General features: G+C 38.0%; 11 protein-coding genes. All 11 read left to right on the forward strand.

Translation table 11 applies throughout. From position 1 onward, the window contains the following. The first annotated feature begins 146 nt into the window (after positions 1–146). Complete coding sequence (rpoB, locus tag ACQKMD_RS13090; protein WP_427752580.1) at positions 147–3,710, forward strand: DNA-directed RNA polymerase subunit beta; 3,564 nt, start codon at positions 147–149, stop codon at positions 3,708–3,710. A gap of 130 nt (positions 3,711–3,840) precedes the next feature. Continuing rightward, on the forward strand, positions 3,841–7,440 hold the full coding sequence (gene rpoC, locus ACQKMD_RS13095) for a DNA-directed RNA polymerase subunit beta' (protein WP_427752582.1): 3,600 nt from the start codon (positions 3,841–3,843) through the stop codon (positions 7,438–7,440). A 132-nt stretch (positions 7,441–7,572) separates the two neighbouring features. Beyond that, positions 7,573–7,821, forward strand: coding sequence for a ribosomal L7Ae/L30e/S12e/Gadd45 family protein (locus ACQKMD_RS13100; RefSeq protein WP_427752583.1), 249 nt, complete (start codon positions 7,573–7,575; stop codon positions 7,819–7,821). 100 nt (positions 7,822–7,921) lie between these two features. Next, complete coding sequence (gene rpsL, locus ACQKMD_RS13105; RefSeq protein ID WP_427752584.1) at positions 7,922–8,341, forward strand: 30S ribosomal protein S12; 420 nt, start codon at positions 7,922–7,924, stop codon at positions 8,339–8,341. A 36-nt stretch (positions 8,342–8,377) separates the two neighbouring features. After that, entirely contained in the window at positions 8,378–8,848 is a 471-nt protein-coding gene (rpsG, locus tag ACQKMD_RS13110; RefSeq protein ID WP_427752585.1) for a 30S ribosomal protein S7, read from the forward strand. A 42-nt stretch (positions 8,849–8,890) separates the two neighbouring features. Beyond that, complete coding sequence (gene fusA, locus ACQKMD_RS13115) at positions 8,891–10,969, forward strand: elongation factor G (RefSeq protein ID WP_427752587.1); 2,079 nt, start codon at positions 8,891–8,893, stop codon at positions 10,967–10,969. 136 nt (positions 10,970–11,105) lie between these two features. Continuing rightward, entirely contained in the window at positions 11,106–12,293 is a 1,188-nt protein-coding gene (tuf, locus tag ACQKMD_RS13120) for an elongation factor Tu (RefSeq protein WP_427752588.1), read from the forward strand. Positions 12,294–12,433: 140 nt separating this feature from the next. After that, a complete protein-coding gene (locus ACQKMD_RS13125) occupies positions 12,434–13,120 on the forward strand; it encodes a response regulator transcription factor (RefSeq protein WP_427752589.1) in 687 nt (228 codons plus the stop codon). A 228-nt stretch (positions 13,121–13,348) separates the two neighbouring features. Next, positions 13,349–14,152 (forward strand): sensor histidine kinase, encoded by an 804-nt coding sequence (locus ACQKMD_RS13130; RefSeq protein WP_427752590.1) that lies wholly within the window; start codon positions 13,349–13,351, stop codon positions 14,150–14,152. Between the two features lie 99 nt (positions 14,153–14,251). After that, on the forward strand, positions 14,252–15,013 hold the full coding sequence (locus ACQKMD_RS13135) for an ABC transporter ATP-binding protein (RefSeq protein ID WP_427752591.1): 762 nt from the start codon (positions 14,252–14,254) through the stop codon (positions 15,011–15,013). Beyond that, complete coding sequence (locus ACQKMD_RS13140; RefSeq protein WP_427752592.1) at positions 15,003–16,991, forward strand: FtsX-like permease family protein; 1,989 nt, start codon at positions 15,003–15,005, stop codon at positions 16,989–16,991. Before ACQKMD_RS13135 ends, ACQKMD_RS13140 begins: the two co-directional genes overlap by 11 nt. The last annotated feature ends 123 nt before the right edge of the window (positions 16,992–17,114 follow it).

Genomic DNA, 17,114 nt, shown 5'->3' on the forward strand with positions numbered 1-17,114 from the left:
AAACTATATGAATATGGATAGACTTTTCAAAGTTATGTTTGGTTAATCGAAAATGAGCTCTTTAACGAACTCGTTTTCTTTTTGTCTTTCGATATCATACACCATTTGTATGATTTCGCAAAGACCTATTATCGCTTTATTGAGGGGTGAATGAGTTGACAGGTCAACTAGTTCAGTACGGACAACACCGCCAGCGTAGAAGCTTTGCGCGTATTAATGAGGTGCTGGAACTTCCGAATCTAATTGAGATTCAAACCGCATCTAACGAGTGGTTTCTTGAAGAAGGTTTACGTGAAATGTTCCGCGATATTTCACCGATTGAAGACTTTACAGGGAATCTTTCACTTGAATTCGTCGACTACAGTCTCGGAGAACCGAAATATGATGTCGATGAATGTAAAGAACGCGATGTTACTTACGCTGCACCATTACGTGTAAAAGTACGTTTACACAACAAAGAAACAGACGAAGTGAAAGAACAGGAAGTATTTATGGGCGACTTCCCATTAATGACTGAAACTGGAACTTTTGTTATCAACGGCGCGGAACGCGTTATCGTTTCACAATTAGTTAGATCACCAAGTGTATACTATCACGATAAAACAGATAAAAACGGTAAAAAAGGCTTCGGCGCAACAGTTATTCCTAACCGTGGAGCATGGTTAGAATATGAAACAGACGCAAAAGATGTTGTCTATGTTCGTATCGACCGTACACGTAAATTACCTGTAACAGTACTTTTACGTGCATTAGGTTTTGCTTCAGACCAAGAAATCATCGAGCTTATCGGTGATAATGAATATTTACGTAATACTTTAGAAAAAGATAACACTGAAAGTACAGAGAAAGCGTTGTTAGAGATTTATGAACGTCTACGCCCAGGTGAACCACCTACGGTAGAGAGCGCTAAAAACCTCCTGTACTCACGTTTCTTTGACCCAAAACGCTATGACTTAGCTAATGTTGGTCGTTATAAAATGAACAAAAAGCTTGATATTAAAAATCGCCTATTCAATCAAACAGTGGCAGAGACACTAGTTGATCCTGAAACAGGTGAAATTTTAGTTGAAGCTGGAACATTAATCGACCGTCGTGTACTAGATCGTTTAATTCCCCATTTAGAAAAGGGTATTGGTTTCCAAACAATGTCTAAAGTTGCAGGCGTTTTAGAAGGCGACGTTTTAATTCAAGAAATTAAAATCTATGCTCCTAATGACGAAGCACAAAAAGAAATTAAGGTAATCAGTAATGCATACGTAGAAGAAGAAGTGAAACATATCACTCCTGCCGATGTAATTGCATCTGTATCTTACTTCTTCAACTTATTATATGGTGTTGGTAACACAGATGACATCGATCATTTAGGTAATCGTCGTTTACGTTCTGTTGGTGAATTATTACAAAATCAATTCCGTATTGGTTTATCTCGTATGGAACGTGTTGTACGTGAACGTATGTCGATTAACGATACTCAATCTATTGTTCCACAACAATTAATCAATATTCGTCCTGTAATTGCTTCTATCAAGGAATTCTTTGGTAGTTCTCAATTATCTCAATTCATGGACCAAACAAACCCATTAGCTGAATTAACGCACAAACGTCGTCTATCAGCATTAGGACCTGGTGGTTTAACTCGTGAACGTGCTGGTTTCGAAGTACGTGACGTTCACTACTCACACTATGGTCGTATGTGTCCAATTGAGACTCCTGAGGGTCCGAACATTGGTTTAATTAACTCACTTTCAAGCTTCGCGAAAGTAAATAAATTTGGTTTCATTGAAACACCTTACCGTCGCGTAGACCCTGAAACAGGTAAAGTTACTGGTCATATCGACTATTTAACTGCTGACGAAGAAGACAACTACGTAGTAGCACAAGCGAATTCAATCTTAAATCCAGATGGTTCATTTGCTAAAGAAGAAGTTGTAGGTCGTTTCCGTGGTGATAATACTATCTTCAAACGTGAAAACGTTGACTACATGGACGTATCACCAAAACAAGTCGTTTCTGCTGCGACAGCATGTATTCCTTTCTTAGAAAACGATGACTCTAACCGTGCTCTAATGGGAGCGAACATGCAACGTCAAGCTGTTCCGTTATTAAATCCAGAAGCGCCATTCGTTGGTACTGGTATGGAACACGTAGATGCACGTGATTCTGGTGCTGCAGTAGTTGCAAAATATCCAGGTATTGTTGAACATGTTGAGGCTCGCTCTATTCACATTCGTCGCATTGAAGAAATCGACGGCAAAGAAGTAAAAGGCGACTTAACTAAATATAAATTACAGAAATTCATTCGTTCTAACCAAGGTACAAGTTATAACCAACGTCCAATTGTTAAAGTTGGCGACCGCGTAAATCCACGTGATATTCTTGCTGATGGTCCTTCAATGGAATGTGGTGAGCTAGCACTTGGCCGTAACGTAGTAGTAGGTTTCATGACTTGGAACGGTTATAACTATGAAGATGCCGTAATCATGAGCGAACGTCTTGTTAAAGATGACGTTTACACATCTGTTCATATTGAAGAATATGAATCAGAGGCTCGTGATACTAAATTAGGACCTGAAGAAATCACTCGTGATATTCCGAATGTTGGTGAAGAAGCTTTACGCAACCTTGACGAACGTGGAATCATCCGTATTGGTGCTGAAGTTCATGACGGAGATATCCTTGTAGGTAAAGTAACTCCTAAAGGTGTAACTGAATTGACAGCTGAAGAACGCTTATTACATGCAATCTTCGGTGAAAAAGCACGTGAAGTACGTGATACATCACTACGTGTTCCTCATGGTGCCGGCGGTATTGTTCTTGATGTTAAAGTCTTCAACCGCGAAGATGGCGATGAATTACCTCCAGGCGTAAACCAACTTGTACGCGCATATATCGTTCAAAAACGTAAAATTCGCGTAGGAGATAAAATGGCCGGACGTCACGGTAACAAAGGTGTAATTTCTCGTATTCTTCCAGAAGAAGATATGCCATTCCTTCCAGACGGCACACCAATTGATATCATGTTAAACCCACTTGGTGTACCATCACGTATGAACATCGGTCAAGTATTAGAGCTACATTTAGGTATGGCAGCTCGCTACTTAGGCGTTCACATGGCAACACCAGTATTTGATGGTGCCAACGAAGAAGATGTTTGGGAAACGATGGAAGAAGCGGGTATGAACCGTGATGGTAAAACAATTCTTTATGATGGACGTTCAGGTGAACCATTTGATAACCGAGTATCTGTTGGTGTCATGTACATGATCAAACTTGCTCACATGGTTGATGATAAACTTCACGCACGTTCAACAGGACCATACTCATTAGTAACGCAACAACCGTTGGGTGGTAAAGCTCAATTCGGTGGACAACGTTTCGGTGAGATGGAGGTTTGGGCTCTTGAAGCTTATGGCGCTGCTTATACTCTTCAAGAAATCTTGACAGTTAAATCTGATGACGTTGTAGGTCGTGTGAAAACATACGAAGCAATTGTTAAAGGTGAAAGTGTTCCAGAACCAGGCGTTCCTGAATCATTTAAAGTATTAATTAAAGAACTTCAAAGTTTAGGTTTAGATGTGAAAATGCTAACAATTGACGACGAGGAAATTGAGCTTCGTGACATGGATGAAGATGAAGATCTTCAACCAGCAGACGCGCTTAATATCTTGCCAAGCGCTGATGAAGAAGCACCAGTAGGATCTGTTGAATAATTATAAATAACAAATAATTGAATGGCGGGCAGGTCCATTAGGGCTTGTCCAGCTTTCCAATTATCATTAAATCAATCGTCGAGCTAAGAATAAAGTCGAAAAGACTTCATACTAAAGGGAGGTAGGCTCCTTGATAGACGTTAATAATTTTGAGTATATGAAAATTGGTTTAGCTTCACCTGATAAAATCCGCTCATGGTCTTATGGAGAAGTAAAAAAACCAGAAACTATTAACTATCGTACACTCAAACCAGAAAAAGATGGTTTGTTCTGTGAACGAATTTTCGGACCTACAAAGGACTGGGAATGTCACTGCGGTAAGTACAAACGTGTACGTTATAAAGGCGTAGTTTGTGATCGTTGTGGAGTTGAAGTAACGCGTGCAAAAGTACGTCGTGAGCGCATGGGTCATATTGAATTAGCTGCTCCAGTCTCACACATTTGGTATTTCAAAGGAATTCCAAGCCGTATGGGGCTTATTTTAGATATGTCTCCACGTGCATTAGAAGAAGTAATCTACTTCGCTTCTTATGTTGTAGTAGAGCCTGGCGATACTGCACTTGAGAAAAAACAATTGCTTTCAGAAAAAGAATATCGCGCGTATCGTGAAAAATACGGCAATACATTCCAAGCTGCAATGGGCGCTGAAGCAATTAAACGTCTTTTACAAGAAATCGATCTTGATAAAGAAACAGAATCTTTAAAAGAAGAACTTAAAACTGCACAAGGTCAACGTCGTACTCGTGCAATTAAACGATTAGAAGTTGTTGAATCATTCCGTCATTCTGGTAACCGTCCAGATTGGATGATTTTAGACGTACTACCTGTTATTCCACCAGAGCTTCGTCCAATGGTGCAATTAGATGGTGGACGTTTTGCAACAAGTGACTTGAATGATTTATATCGTCGAGTTATTAACCGTAACAACCGTTTAAAACGTCTTCTTGATCTTGGAGCACCTGGGATTATCGTTCAAAACGAGAAACGTATGCTTCAAGAAGCAGTAGATGCTTTAATCGATAATGGTCGTCGTGGCCGTCCTGTAACTGGTCCAGGTAACCGTCCATTAAAATCTCTTTCTCATATGTTGAAAGGTAAACAAGGTCGTTTCCGTCAAAACTTACTTGGTAAACGTGTTGACTATTCAGGTCGTTCGGTAATCGTTGTAGGACCTAGCTTGAAAATGTATCAATGTGGTTTACCGAAAGAAATGGCAATCGAATTGTTCAAACCTTTCGTTATGAAAGAACTTGTTGAGCGCGGTCTTGCTCACAACATTAAATCAGCAAAACGTAAAATTGAACGTATGCACTACGAAGTGTGGGATGTTTTAGAAGATATCATTCGTGAACACCCAGTATTACTTAACCGTGCACCAACTCTTCATAGACTTGGTATTCAAGCTTTCGAACCAACTTTAGTTGAAGGGAAAGCGATCCGCCTTCACCCACTAGTATGTACAGCATATAATGCTGACTTTGATGGTGACCAAATGGCGGTCCACGTTCCTCTATCAGCAGAAGCACAAGCGGAAGCACGTTTATTAATGCTTGCAGCTCAAAATATCTTGAACCCTAAAGATGGTAAACCTGTTGTTACACCATCTCAAGATATGGTACTAGGTAACTACTACCTAACTCTTGAACGTAAAGGTGCTCGAGGCGAAGGCGCTGTATTTTATGGTCCTGAGGAATTGATGGTTGCTTATGAAAACCATGAAGTTCACTTGCATACACGTATCGCTATTAAAGCTTCATCATTAAATAATCAAACATTTACAGAAGAGCAAAATAGCAAGCTGATATTAACTTCAGTTGGTAAGGTTATATTTAATGAAATTTTACCGGAATCGTTCCCGTACATTAATGAACCAACAATTACTAACTTGCAAGTTGAAACACCAGCGAAATATTTTGTTCCTACAAATACAGATGTTAAGAAATACTTATCAGAGGTTGATCCAGTTAAACCATTCACTAAGAGCTATTTAGGTAAAGTTATTGCTGAAGTATTTGCAAACTTCCACATTACTGAAACTTCTAAAATGCTTGACCGTCTTAAAGATCTTGGGTTCAAATATGCAACAAAAGCTGGTATTACAATCGGTATCTCGGATATCTTAGTATTACCGGACAAACAAGAAATTCTTGAAGAGGCTCAAGAAAAAGTTGATAAAGTATTGAAACAGTTCCGTCGTGGTTTAATTACAGAAGAAGAACGTTACGATCGTGTAATCTCTTATTGGAGTGCAGCGAAAGACGTAATCCAAGAGAAACTTATGAAATCATTAGATAGCTTTAACCCTATCTTCATGATGAGTGACTCTGGAGCCCGTGGTAACGCATCTAACTTTACTCAACTTGCTGGTATGCGTGGTCTGATGGCCAACCCGGCTGGTCGTATTATTGAACTTCCAATTAAATCTTCATTCCGTGAAGGTTTAACAGTATTGGAATACTTCATCTCTACTCATGGTGCGCGTAAAGGTCTTACCGATACAGCACTTAAAACGGCCGATTCAGGTTACCTTACTCGTCGTCTAGTTGACGTAGCACAAGATGTTATTGTCCGCGAAGATGACTGTGGTACTGACCGTGGTTTAACAATAGGTTCATTAAAAGAGGGTACAGAAGTAATCGAAGCTCTTGAAGAACGTATTCTTGGCCGTTATGTTAAGAAAACTATTCGTCATCCAGAAACAAATGAAGTTATGGTTGAGAGAAATGCATTAGTAACGCCAGAACTTGCTCGTAAAGTAATTGAAGCTGGAATTGAAGAAGTAACAATCCGTTCAGCATTTACATGTAACACTAAACATGGTGTATGTAAAAAATGTTACGGCATGAACTTAGCAACTGGTGACAAAGTGGAAGTCGGTGAAGCTGTTGGTATCATTGCAGCCCAATCTATCGGTGAACCAGGTACACAGTTAACAATGCGTACTTTCCATACAGGTGGGGTAGCAAGTAGCGATATTACACAAGGTCTTCCACGTATCCAAGAGATTTTCGAAGCGCGTAACCCTAAAGGTCAAGCGGTTATTACGGAAATTAATGGTACTGTAGTAGACATTGATGAAATTCGTGAAGGCCAAAAAGAAATTACAATTCAAGGTGCAGTAGAAACTCGTAAGTATTTAGCTCCTTATAATGGTCGTATAATAGTACATGTTAACGATCAAGTTCACCAAGGACAGACGCTTACTGAAGGTTCTATCGATCCAAAAGAATTAATTAAAGTAACCGATGTAGCAACAGTTCAAGAATACTTATTGAAAGAAGTTCAAAAAGTATATCGTATGCAAGGTGTAGAAATTGGAGACAAACATATCGAAGTAATGGTTCGCCAAATGCTTCGTAAAGTACGTGTAATTGAAGCTGGTGAAACAGATGTACTTCCTGGTTCATTACTTGATATTCACCAATTCTCTGAAGCCAATGCAGAGGCGTTGTTAAATGGAAAACTTCCAGCAACTTGTCGCCCTCTTATCCTTGGTATCACTAAAGCATCTCTTGAAACTGAATCATTCTTATCTGCAGCATCATTCCAAGAAACAACTCGTGTGTTAACGGATGCAGCTATTAAAGGTAAGCGTGATGAGCTTCTAGGACTGAAAGAAAATGTTATCTTAGGTAAACTTGTTCCAGCTGGTACAGGTATGCAACGATATCGCCAAATCAAAATCGAGGACAGCGAAATTGAAGATACTGACGCAGTTTTAGCAGAATAATAAAAAGGACCGGGAAGAAGAGGTTTTCCCTTCTTCTCGGAATTTTTATGATTTTAATTGACAATAAATACATTGAGTGATAATATATTTTAGGTTGATAGTTGATTGTCTATCATTTCGGAGGATATGCAAATGTCTTATGAAAAAGTCAAAAAGGCTAAAAAAACAATCATCGGTACTAAGCAAGCAGTAAAAGCAATGTGTACTGGTCATGTTACTGAAATTTTCGTTGCTCTAAATGCAGATGATCGAATTGCCACGCATGCGGTGCAATTTGCACAAAAAAATGGTGTTCCCATTGTATTTGTAGACTCGAAAAAAGAACTTGGTAGAGCCTGCGGAATTCAAGTAGGTGCTGCAGTTGTTGCAATTACTGAATGATGGTTTTTGTGTATGATACACAAAGACTTTGTTTTTTACCTAAAAATGAACCACCTGGATGTGTGGATTTAAACTGAAGATATGAAGGGAGGAAAAACCGATGCCTACAATTAACCAATTAGTACGTAAGCCTCGCCAATCCAAAAGTAAGAAATCAAACTCACCAGCGTTAAACAAAAGTTATAACAGCTTCCAAAAAGCTTTAACTGATGTTAACTCACCACAAAAACGCGGTGTATGTACACGTGTTGGTACAATGACGCCTAAAAAACCTAACTCAGCGTTACGTAAATACGCTCGTGTACGTTTAACAAACCAAATCGAGGTTAACGCTTATATTCCTGGTGAAGGCCACAACTTACAAGAACACAGTGTTGTACTTATCCGTGGAGGTCGTGTAAAAGACTTACCAGGTGTACGTTATCACATCGTTCGTGGTGCGCTTGATACTGCTGCAGTATCTGGCCGTATGCAATCTCGTTCTCTATATGGTGCTAAAAAACCAAAAGAAAAAAAATAATTAAAAATTAAGCTCTAATCGAAAGGAGGAAAACACATGCCTCGTAAAGGTCCTGTTTCCAAACGTGACGTGTTACCAGATCCAATTTATAATTCAAAACTAGTAACTCGTTTAATCAATAAAATGATGGTAGATGGTAAAAGAGGTACTTCTCAAAAGATTTTATACGGTGCGTTCGAATTAGTTCAAGAACGTTCTGGTAATAATCCAATCGAAGTATTTGAAGCTGCATTAAACAATGTAATGCCAGTTCTTGAAGTTCGTGCTCGCCGTGTAGGTGGTACTAACTATCAAGTACCAGTAGAAGTACGTCCAGAACGTCGTACAACTCTTGGTCTTCGTTACCTAGTAAACTACTCTCGTCTTCGTGGCGAAAAAACTATGGAAGAACGTCTAGCTAACGAAATTCTAGATGCTTCTAACAACACTGGTGCGTCAGTTAAAAAACGTGAAGATATGCACAAAATGGCAGAAGCAAATAAAGCATTTGCTCACTACCGTTGGTAATATAAAATCGGCTTAACCCCAATATGGAAGGAGAAATTTCCTATGAAACGCGAATTCTCACTTGAGAATACTCGTAATATTGGGATCATGGCTCACATTGATGCTGGTAAAACAACAACAACTGAGCGTATCCTTTATTACACTGGTAAGATTCACAAAATCGGTGAAACTCATGAAGGTGCTTCTCAAATGGACTGGATGGAGCAAGAGCAAGAACGTGGTATTACAATCACTTCTGCTGCGACAACAGCCCAATGGGAAGGCCACCGTGTAAATATCATCGATACTCCTGGACACGTAGACTTCACTGTAGAAGTAGAACGTTCATTACGCGTACTTGACGGTGCTGTAACAGTACTTGATGCTCAATCTGGTGTTGAGCCTCAAACTGAAACTGTATGGCGTCAAGCTACAACATACGGTGTTCCACGTATTGTATTCATTAACAAAATGGATAAAACAGGAGCGGATTTCTTATATTCTGTAGGAACTCTTCATGAACGTTTACAAGCAAACGCTCACCCTGTTCAATTACCAATCGGCGCTGAAGATGAGTTCTCTGCAATCATCGACTTAGTTGAAATGAAAGCTACTTTCTACGGCGACGAAAAAGGTACAGCAGTAACTGAAGGAGAAATTCCTGAAGAACATCGTGCACAAGCTGAAGAATACCGTGAAAAATTAATCGATGCTGTTGCAAGTGTTGATGAAGAAATCATGGAAAAATATTTAGAAGGCGAAGAAATTACTATTGCTGAACTTAAAGCGGCTATTCGTCGTGCTACGATCGCAGTAGAATTTTACCCAGTAATCTGTGGTACAGCATTCAAACACAAAGGCGTACGCCCTATGTTAAATGCAGTTATCGATTACTTACCATCTCCATTAGATGTACCAGCAATCAAAGGTACAGATATTGATGGTGACGTGGAATTAGAACGTCATTCTTCTGATGAAGAGCCATTCTCAGCTCTTGCATTCAAAGTTATGACTGACCCATTCGTAGGTAAATTAACTTTCTTCCGTGTGTACTCTGGAACATTAGATTCAGGTTCATACGTACAAAACTCTTCTAAAGGTAAACGTGAACGCGTAGGTCGTATCCTACAAATGCATGCTAACTCTCGTGAAGAAATCTCTAAAGTGTATGCTGGGGACATCGCAGCAGCAGTAGGTCTTAAAGATACTACTACTGGTGATACTCTATGTGACGAGAAAAACCTAGTTATTCTTGAATCAATGGAATTCCCTGAGCCAGTAATCTCACTTTCTGTAGAACCAAAATCTAAAGCAGACCAAGATAAAATGGGTCAAGCTTTACAAAAACTACAAGAAGAAGATCCAACTTTCCGTGCTCACACTGACACTGAAACTGGTCAAACAATCATCTCTGGTATGGGTGAGCTTCACCTTGATATCTTAGTTGACCGTATGCGCCGTGAATTCAAAGTAGAAGCTAACGTAGGTGCTCCAATGGTATCTTACCGTGAAACATTCCGTAGCTCTGCAAAAGTTCAAGGTAAATTCACTCGCCAATCTGGTGGTCGTGGACAATACGGAGACGTTACGATTGAGTTCTCTCCGAATGAAGAAGGTAAAGGCTTTGAATTCGAAAACGCTATCGTTGGTGGTGTAGTACCTCGTGAATACATTCCTGCAGTAGAAGCGGGTCTTCGTGACTCTCTTGACCGCGGTGTAGTTGCTGGATACCCACTAATCGACATTAAAGCGAAATTAGTATTCGGTTCTTACCATGACGTTGACTCGAATGAGATGGCGTTCAAAATTGCTGCATCTATGGCTCTTAAAGAAGCTTCGAAACAATGTGACGCTGTTATCTTAGAACCAATGATGAAAGTTGAAGTTGTAATTCCAGAAGAATATCTTGGTGATATCATGGGTAACATTACTGCTCGTCGCGGACGCGTTGAGGGTATGGATGCTCGCGGTAACTCTCAAGTAGTACGTGCTATGGTTCCGCTATCTGAAATGTTCGGATATGCTACAACTTTACGTTCTGGTACACAAGGTCGCGGTGTATTCTCTATGACATTTGACCATTATGAAGAAGTACCAAAATCAATTGCTGCAGAAATCATCAAAAAAAATAAAGGTGAATAATTTCTAAGTTGAATTTTCACTCTAATTAAAGTATAAATAACTTGTATGCTATATATGGAAGAGGATAGGGCCCTATTCTCTGAAATATATGACTATAAAACTAAAATTATAAACATTATTGAGGAGGCATTTTCTAATGGCTAAAGAAAAATTTGACCGTTCTAAAACGCATGCTAACATTGGTACAATCGGACACGTTGACCATGGTAAAACAACTTTAACTGCTGCAATCGCTACAGTTCTTTCTAAAAAAATGGGTGGAGAAGCTAAGTCATACGCTGATATCGACAACGCTCCAGAAGAAAAAGAACGTGGTATCACAATCAATACTTCTCACGTAGAATACGAAACTGATACTCGTCACTATGCACACGTTGACTGCCCAGGACACGCTGACTATGTTAAAAACATGATCACAGGCGCTGCTCAAATGGATGGCGGTATCTTAGTAGTATCTGCTGCTGATGGTCCAATGCCACAAACTCGTGAACACATCCTTTTATCTCGTCAAGTAGGTGTTCCATACCTAGTAGTATTCATGAACAAATGTGATATGGTTGACGACGAAGAACTACTTGAATTAGTAGAAATGGAAGTTCGTGACCTATTATCTGAATATGATTTCCCAGGCGATGATCTTCCTGTAATTAAAGGTTCTGCTCTTAAAGCTCTTGAAGGCGAAGCAGAATGGGAAGCAAAAATCGTTGAATTAATGGACGCTGTTGATTCTTACATCCCAACTCCAGAACGTCAAACTGACAAACCATTCATGATGCCAGTAGAGGATGTATTCTCTATCACTGGTCGTGGTACAGTTGCAACTGGCCGTGTTGAACGTGGTCAAGTTAAAGTCGGCGATGTTGTAGACATCGTTGGTATTGCTGAAGAAGCTAAACAAACAACTGTAACAGGTGTTGAAATGTTCCGTAAATTATTAGACTACGCTGAAGCTGGAGACAACATTGGTGCTCTTCTTCGTGGTGTAGCTCGTGAAGATATCCAACGTGGACAAGTACTTGCTAAACCAGGTTCAATCACTCCACACACAGACTTCAAAGCTGAAGTTTATGTTCTTTCTAAAGAAGAGGGTGGACGTCATACTCCATTCTTCTCAAACTACCGTCCTCAGTTCTACTTCCGTACAACTGACGTAACTGGTGTTTGTAATCTTCCTGAAGGCGTAGAAATGGTTATGCCTGGAGATAACATCGAAATGACTGTTTCTTTGATCTCTCCTATCGCTCTTGAAGAAGGTACTAAGTTCTCTATCCGTGAGGGTGGACGTACTGTAGGCGCTGGCGTTGTAGCTTCAATCACTAAGTAATTTCTATTACTAGTTATAAAAACCATCTCGTGACGACGAGATGGTTTTTTTATATAAACTTTTAAAGTCTTCCTTTTATTGGCGAAAACTTTTTTTATTTTATGCTATTTCTTGTACAATATAATATGAGAGGGTGGAAAATGGTGAAAGTTTTTATAATTGAAGACGATCAGGCTATTTTTGAAATTATTAGAGAACGCTTTAGTCAATGGTCAATGGAAGTTACAAAACCTGCTGATTTCTATAAAGTGATGGAATGCTTTCATGATGAAGCTCCGCAGCTAGTAATAATTGATATTCAGTTGCCTTCCTTTGATGGTTTTCATTGGTGTCGTGAGATTCGTCATATTTCAAAAGTGCCGATAATTTTCTTGTCTTCACGTGATCATCCGATGGATCAAGTTATGGCTATGCAAATGGGCGCAGATGATTTCATACAAAAACCGTTTAATATGGATGTACTATTAGCTAAAGTGCAAGCCATTATACGGAGAACTTATGATTATAAGCAAGAACGACTACATAGTACATTATGGAATGGAGCTACCATTGATTATTCAAGAAGTACCATTGTGCAACAAGACCGTTCAGTTGAATTAACTAAAAATGAATTATTTATTTTAAGAATTTTAATTGAACATATAAATCAGATTGTATCTCGTGATGAATTAATGAGAAAGCTATGGGATGATGAACGTTTTGTTAATGATAATACATTATCAGTAAATGTAAATCGTTTACGCATGAGGCTTGAAGAAATTGGATTGGAAGAAGTCATTCTTACAAAAAAAGGACTGGGCTATATGGCAATCGTGAAGGAGGTCTGATTAGTAATGCTGTTAATATTTCTTAAGGAAAGAAGGTCGTGGATACTTTTTTTTATTGTCATTCAGCTGTGGTTGAATTTAATTCTTTTTTTAGATATTGGATTAACTAGTGTATCAACAGTTTATCTTAATTTAACTAATACAGCTCTATTTCTGCTTTTTTTATCATGGCGATATATAGAAGAAACCAAATCAATTCGTAGACTTAAATATTTCCTGGGAAATGACTTGGATATAGAGAGTGCTCTACCTGTCTCTTCAGAAAAACTATCCAGTTTTGAAACAGTATATTTTGAAGTGATCGAAAATATAGAGTTAAAATGGCGAGAACAATTAAATAGAGTGCATGTTGAGTCTTCAGAAGATCAGGATAGAGCAATAGGGTGGATACACGAAGTGAAAACGCCATTAACTGCTATGAAGCTTATGATTGACTCATTAGATGATAATACTTTAAAGAATCGCCTTGAAATAGAATGGTTGAGAATCCATTTGTTACTGGATCAAGAATTACATCATATTCGACTATCTTCAATAGAGAATGACAATAGGATGGAGATTGTATCGATTAGACAAACAACACTTAGAGAGATTAAGAATTTACAAACGTGGTGTATTGAGAAGGGTATAGGCTTTGATATTGAAAATCTCGATGCTGAAGTACTAACTGATCAAAAGTGGACATCCTTTATTATCCGTCAATTGCTTTCAAATGCAGTGAAATATAGTAATGATAATTCAGATATACAGGTATACGCATCAAAGGATTCAGATGGTCATGTATATCTATATATTAAAGACTCGGGTACAGGAATTAGCCAAGCTGACTTGCCACGTATTTTTAATAAGTCTTTTACTGGTACAATTGGTCGACATCAGACTGCATCAACTGGTATGGGATTATATTTGGCCAAAAACGCAGCATCAAAATTAGGTATCCAAATTTTTGTACAGTCTGAAGAGAACGTAGGAACAGTCTTTTCCTTACGTTTCCCTTTGAAAAATGAATTCGTTAAAATCATGAGTAGATGACGAAAATGTCACCTACTCTTTTTGTTTGTCATGTTAATCAAACGATTCTTTTTCAAAAACTATATAGAATGGTTATATAAGCGAGAGGGAGGAATTGTGTTGGTTATTTTAAAAGCGCGTAAAGTCAAAAAAGTATATGGACGTAAATTAACTGCTCAAGAAGTATTGAAGGGTATTGATATAGAAGTTAATGAAGGGGAATTTGTTGGTATCATGGGGCCATCGGGTTCTGGAAAGACTACTTTGTTAAATGTTCTTTGTTCCATTGATCATGCAACTGAAGGTGTTATTGAAATCGAAGGCAATGATTTAAGAAAGATGAAAGAAAAGGAACTATCCAAGTTTCGTCGTGAACAATTAGGTTTCATCTTCCAAGACTATAACTTATTAGATACATTAACTGTGAAAGAAAATATATTGTTACCACTATCTATTAGTAAAGTATCAAAATCTGAAGCTGAAAGTCGTTTTAACACTCTAACAAAGTTATTAGATATTCGTGAATTGGCTAATAAATACCCAAATGAAATTTCAGGTGGACAAAAACAAAGGACATCTGCAGCACGTGCGCTTATTTCAAAGCCATCAATCGTTTTTGGAGATGAGCCAACAGGTGCGCTAGATTCAAAATCAGCTACAGCTCTACTTGAGAACTTAGCTACTATAAATGAAAAGCAACGTGTGACCATTATGATGGTTACTCATGATCCAGTCGCAGCAAGTTTTTGTAGCCGAGTGTTGTTCTTGAAAGACGGTCAGCTTTACACAGAGTTATATAAAGGTGAAAAGAACCGTAAAATGTTCTTCCAAGAAATTATGAATACGCAAGGTGTTTTAGGCGGTGACGGTTATGACGATTAGTCAACTCGTACTCCGAAGTATGAAAAAGAATATTACACATTATTATTTATACTTTTTTGCATTAATTTTTAGTGTGACATTGTACTTTTCGTTCGTGACTTTGCAGTTTAACCCGAGTATTTTAGAGATGACGAAAGACAGTCCTACAGGAACAGCGGGATTTAAAGCTGCTTCGGTAATGTTAGTATTCATCGTGACGTTTTTTGTAATTTACGCTAATCATCTGTTTATGAAGCGTAGAAGTAAAGAAATTGGTTTATATCAATTGATTGGTATGTCTAAAGGTATTGTTGTGCGGTTATTATCCATTGAAAACATCTTATTGTGGATTGGTGCAACAGCCATTGGTGTAAGTATTGGTTTTTTAACGTCACGTGTATTTGCGATGATTCTATTGAAGCTAATTACTAAAGATGCTCTTGTGGAAATTGCATTTTCTTCACAGGCACTCATTCAGACATTTATCGTCTTTTTGGTGCTACTAGTATTAATAACTATTCAAACCATCTTTGTAATTCGTCGTTCAACTCTGCTTGATTTGTTCTCTGCAAGTAAAAAAGGCGATACGAGAGTAAAGCGTTTTGGACCGTTTCAAATGCTTTTAGGTCTTATAGGCTTAGTACTAATCATCTTTGGATATTATAAATCAACGCATTTATTTGATTTTGATTCTGCTACTATTAATCAGTTAGTTATTAAGATGATTACAATATTAGCTTCGACTATTATAGGGACGTTCTTCGTTTTCCGTTTCTCAGTATCTTTAATTATGAATATAATTCGTAAAGGGAAGAAGGGACATTTATCATTAACTGACGTATTGGCATTAACACCTATCATGCACCGTATGAAAGGTAATGCAAAGTCTTTAACGCTTATTACAGTAATGACTGCTGTTGCTTTAGCTATTATGTCATTATCTTATATTGCGTACTATTCAGCAGGTGCAAGTGCAAAGCAATTTGTTCCTTTTGACGTCATTACATTAAATGAACAAAATAAAACGTTTGAAGAACAACTTCGAAAAGAAAATATAAACTATAAAAGATATGAGTTTTCTTTATTAAATGTAGATATTGATATTTCCAACTTGATGGAGAAACCATTAACAAGTGAGATTAAAAAAAACATAAAACTAGATTCAATCGTGACAAAGTTAAGCGATATGAAGAAAATCTACCCCGAAGCAAATTTAAAAGAGGGGGAAGCGTATCTAGTTGGATATAGTGGGATGCTTGCAGAATTAATGCCATTAGAAATTGGCAAATCAATGACAGTGCATACTCGAGAAGGTAAAAATAAACTAACAATGATAGGACTTGAAAAAAGAGGGATTATTACAAGTCAACTTTCATATGGCAGTGCAGCTATCGTTGTCACAGACCAATATTTTGATAAGCTAGTAACAGATAAGGAAATTAAAAAGAATTCCATCTGGTATGAGCAGGAAGGTTACTCTTTTAAAGAGGAAGATTTGAAGAGGGTTCATGAAATCTATAGCAAGGCAACCAATGAAGGGACATTTACTACTAAAGATATAAAAGGCAAAGAAAAGCAGTTTTTTGCATCAACTCAAGAAGGTAATAAAAATGATGCATTAGAATTATGGGGTAATGTCATTTTCATTACAGCTTTCCTTGGCCTTGCATTCTTGCTAGCAACAGGTAGCGTTTTATACTTTAAGCAAATGTCTGATGCAGAAGATGAAAGAGAGTCTTATACAGTTCTTCGTAAAATCGGCTTTACAAAGTCAGAGATTATGAAAGGGATTTATATGAAGCAGGCTTTTAACTTTGGTGTACCACTGTTAATCGGCTTACTACACAGTTATTTTGCAGTTAAATCAGGTTGGATGCTATTTGGTACAGAGTTAACAACTCCATTAATCATAACAATGAGTATTTATGCGTTACTCTATTCAGTATTTGCTTTGTTATCTGTTACGTACTACCGTAAAGTAGTGAATGAAAGTTTATAATTATAGAAGAAATCTCACGTAGATTATTTACTACGTGAGATTTTTTTATTGACACTGATAGCTAATCTATCTATAATTACTTTATCAAACTAGAGAACTAGAGTATGAAAGCGAAGTGGAGAG

Origin of the sequence: Viridibacillus sp. NPDC096237, assembly GCF_050278625.1 — a bacterium.
Lineage (GTDB): Bacteria > Bacillota > Bacilli > Bacillales_A > Planococcaceae > Viridibacillus.

Coding starts and splice junctions, on each gene's coding strand:
- ACQKMD_RS13100 (WP_427752583.1), top strand. CDS start 7,573: ATGTCTTATGAAAAAGTCAAAAAGGCTAAAAAAACAATCATCGGTACT.
- ACQKMD_RS13140 (WP_427752592.1), top strand. CDS start 15,003: ATGACGATTAGTCAACTCGTACTCCGAAGTATGAAAAAGAATATTACA.
- tuf (WP_427752588.1), top strand. CDS start 11,106: ATGGCTAAAGAAAAATTTGACCGTTCTAAAACGCATGCTAACATTGGT.
- rpsG (WP_427752585.1), top strand. CDS start 8,378: ATGCCTCGTAAAGGTCCTGTTTCCAAACGTGACGTGTTACCAGATCCA.
- fusA (WP_427752587.1), top strand. CDS start 8,891: ATGAAACGCGAATTCTCACTTGAGAATACTCGTAATATTGGGATCATG.
- rpsL (WP_427752584.1), top strand. CDS start 7,922: ATGCCTACAATTAACCAATTAGTACGTAAGCCTCGCCAATCCAAAAGT.
- ACQKMD_RS13125 (WP_427752589.1), top strand. CDS start 12,434: ATGGTGAAAGTTTTTATAATTGAAGACGATCAGGCTATTTTTGAAATT.